The sequence below is a fragment of the Clostridium sp. MCC328 genome, from assembly GCF_018785465.1.
Taxonomy (GTDB): domain Bacteria; phylum Bacillota; class Clostridia; order Lachnospirales; family Lachnospiraceae; genus Pilosibacter; species Pilosibacter fragilis.
This window is the reverse complement of the sequence record NZ_WQPW01000016.1, coordinates 79,282-86,640: the sequence shown is the minus strand read 5'-3', so window position 1 is coordinate 86,640 and position 7,359 is coordinate 79,282. Positions and strand designations below refer to the sequence as shown.

The window sequence follows — 7,359 nt, the reverse complement described above, 5'->3', positions numbered from 1 at the left end:
CTCGCCATCAACCATCATCCAGGTTCCCTTGGAAGCTGCGAAAGATGTCATGGAAGCGCCTAATGCTAACAGAGCTGCTGCGGATACTACTGCAGCAATTTTAGTCTGCTTTCTCATAATTAATGCACTCTCCTTTTGTTTTTTTGAAACGCTTTTTGAAATTCCTAATTGCATTACGAAGCCATTATACTTCCGATAAGTAAAATTATCAATAGTTTTTTTACAAAAAATGAAGATTTTTTAATAAAGGGAACTATCTTACTTCGCTTCCAGAAATACTCTGTACCTCGAATACACTGGTATTATAGTATATTTTCTTAAGAATTTCCATATCTTTTTTGTTTTTATTTTCTTACGAAACTCTTACACGAATGCTGTTTTTAGCTGATATTGTATATATATTAATACAATATGCCCATTTTTACACTTTGTGGCAGCTTTGTGGCAAGGATGTGTCATTACGCAGCGTTCATTTTGATATGATTTTTAAGATATTTTGAACGTGATAATTCCATGTTCAAAATATCTTCTTGTATTATCAGAAGTACGTGTTATAATGTTCATATATATCTATTTATTTTTTCGTTTTGAACATGTTCATTTTTATCAGTTTCTTCCTTATTATTAAACAGTAATAATAAGCGATGCAAACATCTTTGATTCGGAGGACGACTATGGATCGTTTGGGATTACTCTGCAGGAATATTTATGAGAACAACAAGATGACACAGCGGGAGCTGGCGGCGGCGATGGATATTTCCCTTGGGACCTGCAACCATCTCGTGAAAGAAGGTCTGGACCAGGAGCTTTTTTCTTTTGATCCGGTGGACGGATCTTATTCCTTATTAAAAGGCGGTGTGGATCTTTTAAGAAATTACCGGATGGACAGCGCCGTGATCCTCGCGGCGGGATTCGGGTCCAGATTTGTACCGCTGACCTTCGAGACGCCGAAGGGACTTCTTGAGGTCTACGGCGAGCGTATGATCGAGCGGCAGATCAAGCAGCTGCATGAAGCGGGCGTCACGGATATCACCATCGTTGTGGGATATCTGAAGGAGAAGTTCGAGTATCTGATCGACAAGTTCGGCGTGAAGCTTCTCTACAATCCGGAATATCACAATAAGAATACGCTGACGACACTCTACCGTGCCCGGGAGTGTTTTATCGGAAGGAACACTTATCTTCTCTCTTCCGACAACTGGATGCGCAACAATATGTACCACACCTACGAGTGCGGCGCATGGTACTCTTCTGTATATATGAAGGGCGAGACTTCCGAGTGGTGTCTTGAGACAAGCAAAAAGGGGCTGCTCACCGGCGTGAAGGTCGGCGGCGAGGACTCCTGGGTCATGTACGGACCAGTATTCTTCTCGAAGGAGTTTTCGGAAAAGTTCTTCCCTGTCCTCGAGGAGTATTACCATACTCCCGGAACGGAGCAGATGTACTGGGAGCAGGTTCTGGCGGACCTCTTAAACGGCGAGGTCGACAGTCATCTTCCCGGAAAGCACCATTTCCCGGTTCCTGAGATGTATATCAACAGACAGCCGGACAACCAGGTATACGAGTTCGAGAATCTTGAGGAGCTCCGCCTCTTCGATGAGCGCTACCAGAACCATTCCGACAATATCGCCATGGAGCTGATCTCCGAGGTGCTGCAGGTTCCGGAGTCTGAGATCACGGGCATTAAATGCCTGAAGACCGGCATGACGAACAAGTCTTTCCTGTTTAAGGTTCACGGCAAGTCCTATATCTGCCGGATTCCTGGTCCGGGAACCGAGCTTCTGATCAACCGGAAGCAGGAAAAGGCGGTCTATGACGCAGTACAGGATTACGGCATCACCGAACATGTTGTATACATGAACGGGGAGACCGGCTACAAGATTTCCGAGTATTATGAGGGGGCGCGCAACAGCGATCCGCGCGACTGGGATGATGTGGCACGGTGCATGGCACTTGTGGAGAAGCTCCATGATTCGAAGCTCCATGTGGACTATTCTTTTGATATCCGGGAGCGGATCACCTTCTATGAGGCACTGTGCCGTGGATACGAGAAGAAGCTTTTTGAGGATTATCCGGAAGTAAAGTCCCATATGATGACACTGCTTGACCGCCTCGACCACCTGAACCGGCCGAAGGTCCTGTCCCATATCGACAGCGTGTGCGACAACTTCCTGTTCCTGCCGGACGGGGATCTCCGCCTGATCGACTGGGAGTACTCCGGCATGTCTGATCCGCTGATCGATGTGAGCATGTGCGCGATCTATTCCTATTATAATGATTTTGAGGTCGAGAAACTGATCAAGCTCTACCTGCACCGGGAGCCGACTTCCGAGGAGCGGTTCGTTTACTACGCTTATATTGCCCTCGGCGGATTCTTGTGGTGTTTGTGGGCGGTGTATAAGAGCAGTGTCGGCGAGGAGTTTGGCGATTATACGATCGTGATGTACCGGTATGCGAAGCGGTTTTATAAGAAGATTATTACCTCGCCGGAATTTCTTGGAATCGGAGACGGCGGGACACTGAGATAACCGTACTGGCGGTCTGCGGCTTTCCTGGTGCGGCATTCGGAAGAACGCAGGTCAGGGAACTGGTCCGGAAAAGCCGAATAATCGCCACATTTTCAATTGAATTTTTGCAAGACGTATGTGTATTTTTATGCTATACTGAAAATACGCAGATAACGTCCATAGAGTCCCGGGATGAAGCTGTGACAGAAATACAGTTATCCCGGGATCTTTTTTATAGCTGGTCGACGGTTTCGGAAGTACAGCGCTGCCTGGTACCGGCAGCTACATCCGGCATCAGGTCTGTCAGCTTGTAAGATAAGAATTTTAATGTACAACTTTTAAAGGGGGATTTCCATGAGACAAAAGAAACGGGCGGCGGCGGTTCTTTTAAGTGCCGTCATGGCTTTTTCCGCGGTAAGTCCGGCGGTTCCGGTATGGGCGGCTTCCTGGCAGAAGAACGCGTCCGGCTCCTATATTGGAAGTGATGGTTCCGTGCTTACCGGTATCCTGTCCCGGGGCATCGATGTTTCCCAGTGGCAGCAGAATATCAACTGGTCCGCGGTCGCCGATGATGATATCCAGTTCGCGATGATCGGAACGCGGTACAACAATGCGGTGGATCCGTATTTTGATACGAATGTGCGTGGGGCAGCGGCGGCGGGACTCCGCGTCGGTGTTTACCTTTATTCCTACGCGACGACTACAGCGATGGCGGAATCCGACGCGGATTTTGTCCTGAATCTCATCAAGGATTATCCAATCTCCTACCCGGTGGTCCTCGATGTGGAAGCGCAAGAAATGAACGGGCTGACGCCGTCCCAGATCGCGGATATCATAAACGCGTTCTGTAAGAAGGTTGAGACGGCCGGATATTATCCGATGGTGTATACCAACGACTACTGGATCAGCAATAAGATCGATATGACGAAGGTCCACTATGATGTCTGGATTGCCCGTTATAACTCGAAGCCGACTTATCAGGGTGCTGCCCTCTGGCAGGCATCAAATCAGGGTACTGTAAACGGCATCAACGGAAATGTGGATATCAACTTTACCTTTAAGGATCTGAGCAGCAAGCTTCCGGCGAACCGCTGGCGTCTCATCGGGGACAAGTGGTACTATTACAAAAACTATGTAAAGCAGACCGGTTGGATCAACGATGGCCAGAGCTGGTATTATCTGAACGCGGACGGAACCCAGTTTAAGGGCTGGCTGCTCCTTGACAACCAGTATTATTATCTTCTCCCGACTACCGGTCAGATGAAGACCGGCTGGCTGAAGGCGGAGGATGCGTGGTATTACTTAAACTCCGACGGCACGATGGCGAAGGACTGGATCCAGGTCGACGGAACGTACTATTATCTGTTGAACGGCGCGATGGTGACCGGTTGGCTGCGGATCGGAAACGATTATTACTATATGCGCGGCAACGGCTCTATGGTGACCGGTTGGCGGAAGATGGACGGGAAGTATTACTACTTTAACGGCAGCGGAAAGCTTGTCCGTGGATGGGCGGATATCGATGGAAAGCGGTATTTCCTCCAGCAGGACGGGACTATGGTGACCGGATGGCAGACGATCGACGGACTGCTGTACTACTTTGATGCCAGCGGCGCGATGGCGGCCGGGTGGACGAAGCTTGACGGTTACTGGTATTACTTCAATAACGAAGGAAAGCTGATGACCGGATGGATGCAGCTTGACGGAAAGTTCTACTATCTCCACACTGACGGGCGGATGGTCATCGGATGGCAGAGTGACGGAACGAACAAGTATTATATGGACACCGTGTCCGGTGTGATGGCGGTGGGCTGGAAGCAGATCGATAAGAGCTGGTATTATTTCAATCAGGCCGGACATATGATCACGGGCTGGCTGAATGACGGCGGAAAATATTATTATCTGAATCCGGCAGATGGAAAGATGATCGCCAACGGATCGTTTGTTGTAAATAATGTAAACTATACCTTCAATCAGAGCGGTGTGTGCCTGAGCGAGACATCCGCGATCGACGGTGGTTCCGCGGGAAGTGTTTATACGCCGGGAACGGGCGGAACTGTGGCAAACGGAAATTATACCGGTACTCCGGCGGCTGGGAATGCGCAGAATGGGATTACTACGGGTAATAGCGGAAGCGGAAATGCTGCGGCTGGATCCGCGCCGGGTGGTTCGACAACCACTGCGACCGGAGCCACGACCCCTGGATCTTCCCAGACGAATACGGGTATGTCGGCTGGTAATTACCAGACCGGCGGTCCGGGAACTTCAAACAGTGCATCTACTTCCACTTCCAACAGCGGAACAAGTACCTCCGGCAGTTACCAGACCGGCGGTCCGGGATACTCCAACAGCAGCTCAGGTTCCGGAAGCTCCAGCTCTGGCTCTGCATCAACTACAGCGCCGGGCGGCAATACAGCAGGCAGCAAGAACAATTATTATACAGACACCGGCAGCGTGACCGGACCGGGAAGCGCCAATGCGTACTATAACTATGGTTCCGGTTCTTCCAGTACGACTGTGCCGGGAAGTTCAAATTCTTCTTCTACTTCTTCGAATCTGTCTGAGTATCAGACTGCTGGACCGAAGTAAAACTGTAATATCAGACTCTGTGTCAGTAAAAAACACGCCGCCCCGCAGGATCTTCTCCCGCAGGGCGGTGCTTTTATTCTCATACTATGTATTCTTATCTATTCTCTCTTACACCTCAAAAATCATATCCCCATAGCTCGGAATCGGCCAGTATTCCTTATCTACGATCATTTCCAGCTGATCTGCCGGGTCACGCAGAGCCTGCATCGCCGGGATGATCTCGTCGTAGCAGAAGTGGGCGCGTTTTTCCATGCTGTCGATGTGCTGGTACTCTTCTACGAGATCCTCGAGCTTCGCGCGGGCAACCTTCATGTCGGAGAGGAGGTCGGAAACTTCGATGAGAAGCTCTGTCTGAACGCTGTTATCAGCTTCCGGGCATGCAGCCTTCACGGCGCTTAAGGACTGGGCGAGGACGGTTGTGTAGCGGACAACAGCCGGGATCAGCTGCTTTCCTGCGATATTGATCATCGCCTTCGCCTCGATATTTACGGATTTCGCGTAGGACTCATACTCGATCTCCGCTCTTGCCACCAGCTCTTCCTTCGTGTATACACCAAAGTCACCGAACAGCTTGAACGCTTTCTCGGTAACGAGGGACGGGATCGCGTCTACCATGCACTTTAAGTTCGGGAGTCCGCGGCGCTCTGCCTCTTCTACCCATGCCTCGCTGTAGCCGTTGCCGTTGAAGATGATGCGGCGGTGATCAGCGAGAAGCTTCTTGATCATATCATGGACAGCGAGATCAAAATCTTCTGCCTTTTCAAGCTCGTCAGCCGCCTCCTTGAATGCCTCAGCGACGATGGTATTTAATACAACGTTTGCGGAGGAAACAGAGTCGGAGGAGCCGACCATACGGAACTCGAACTTATTTCCGGTGAACGCAAACGGTGATGTACGGTTTCTGTCGGTTGCGTCCTTATCAAAGTCCGGAAGCGTGGTAACACCGGTCTTTAAGGTACCGCCGGTCTTGGAGTGGGTCGCGGAACCTGTGGAGATCAGCTGGTCGATCACGTCCTCAAGCTGCTCGCCGACGAAGATGGAGATGATCGCAGGCGGCGCCTCCTGAGCGCCAAGGCGGAAATCATTTCCCGGAACAGCCGCAGACTGACGGAGCAGATCCGCATGGCGGTCAACTGCTTTCATAATGCAGGCAAGAACCAGAAGGAACTGGATATTCTCATGCGGTGTTACACCCGGATCCAGCATATTGATGCCGGTGTCGGAAGCCAGGGACCAGTTGTTATGTTTACCGGAACCGTTGACGCCCTGGAACGGTTTCTCGTGGAGCAGGCATGCCATACCGTGACGGTTTGCAACCTTTTTCATTGTCTCCATAACAATCTGGTTGTGGTCAACAGCAAGGTTTGCCTTTGTGTAGATCGTTGCCAGCTCGTGCTGTGCCGGAGCAACCTCGTTGTGCTGGGTCTTTGCGGTAACTCCCAGCTTCCAGAGCTCTTCATTTAACTCTTTCATATAGGAACCGATCCGCTCGCGGATAACGCCGTAGTAGTGGTCATCCATCTCCTGTCCCTTCGGCGGCATTGCGCCGAACAGGGTACGTCCGGTGTAGATCAGGTCTTTTCTCTTTAAATATTTGTCGCGGTCGATCAGGAAGTACTCCTGCTCCGGTCCTACGGACGGGGTGACACGCTTTACTTCTGTGTGTCCGAAGAGGTGGAAGATTCTTGTCGCCTCTTTATCGATGGCCTGCATGGAACGGAGAAGCGGGGTCTTTTTATCGAGTGCTTCGCCTCTGTAGGAGCAGAACGCGGTCGGGATACAGAGTGTTACGCCAGTTGCGTCTTTCTTTAAGAACGCCGGGGAAGTGCAGTCCCAGGCAGTATATCCGCGGGCCTCGAATGTGGCGCGCAGGCCGCCGGACGGGAAAGAAGAACCGTCGGTCTCACCTTTGATCAGCTCTTTTCCTGAGAGATCCATTAAGACTTTGCCCTGGGAATCGAAGTTTCCGATAAAGGAATCGTGTTTCTCAGCGGTCACGCCGGTAAGGGGCTGGAACCAGTGGGTATAGTGGGTCGCGCCGTTGTCGACTGCCCAGTCCTTCATCGCGTGGGCAACCACGTCCGCGATCGTCGGGTCCAGCTCACTGCCATCCTCGATGGTCTGCTTTAATTTCTTGTAGACGCTTTTCGGAAGGCGTTCCTTCATCACGGAGTCATTAAAGACATTCTCTCCGAAGATTGCCTCCACATTGATAGTTTCGCTCATAGTTTTCCTCCTCAATTCTGTATAAGCTGCCCGTTAT

Annotated in this window: 3 protein-coding genes; 2 read left to right on the top strand and 1 reads right to left on the bottom strand. The window is 50.7% G+C overall.

Annotation, left to right across the window (positions count from 1 at the left end; translation table 11 throughout):
- Positions 1-674 precede the first annotated feature (674 nt).
- Positions 675-2,528 carry a sugar phosphate nucleotidyltransferase gene (locus tag GPK83_RS03110; protein WP_215703975.1) on the top strand — a complete coding sequence of 618 codons (1,854 nt, stop codon included), beginning with the start codon at positions 675-677 and terminating at the stop codon, positions 2,526-2,528.
- Positions 2,529-2,861: 333 nt separating this feature from the next.
- Positions 2,862-5,096, top strand: coding sequence for a GH25 family lysozyme (locus tag GPK83_RS03105; RefSeq protein WP_215703974.1), 2,235 nt, complete (start codon positions 2,862-2,864; stop codon positions 5,094-5,096).
- Between the two features lie 108 nt (positions 5,097-5,204).
- Here the strand turns inward: GPK83_RS03105 and GPK83_RS03100 are convergent, their stop codons facing one another.
- The gene (locus GPK83_RS03100) at positions 5,205-7,322 is read right to left on the bottom strand and encodes a glutamine synthetase III (protein WP_215703973.1); all 2,118 of its coding nucleotides are present in this window, start codon (positions 7,320-7,322) and stop codon (positions 5,205-5,207) included.
- Between the last annotated feature and the right edge of the window lie 37 nt (positions 7,323-7,359).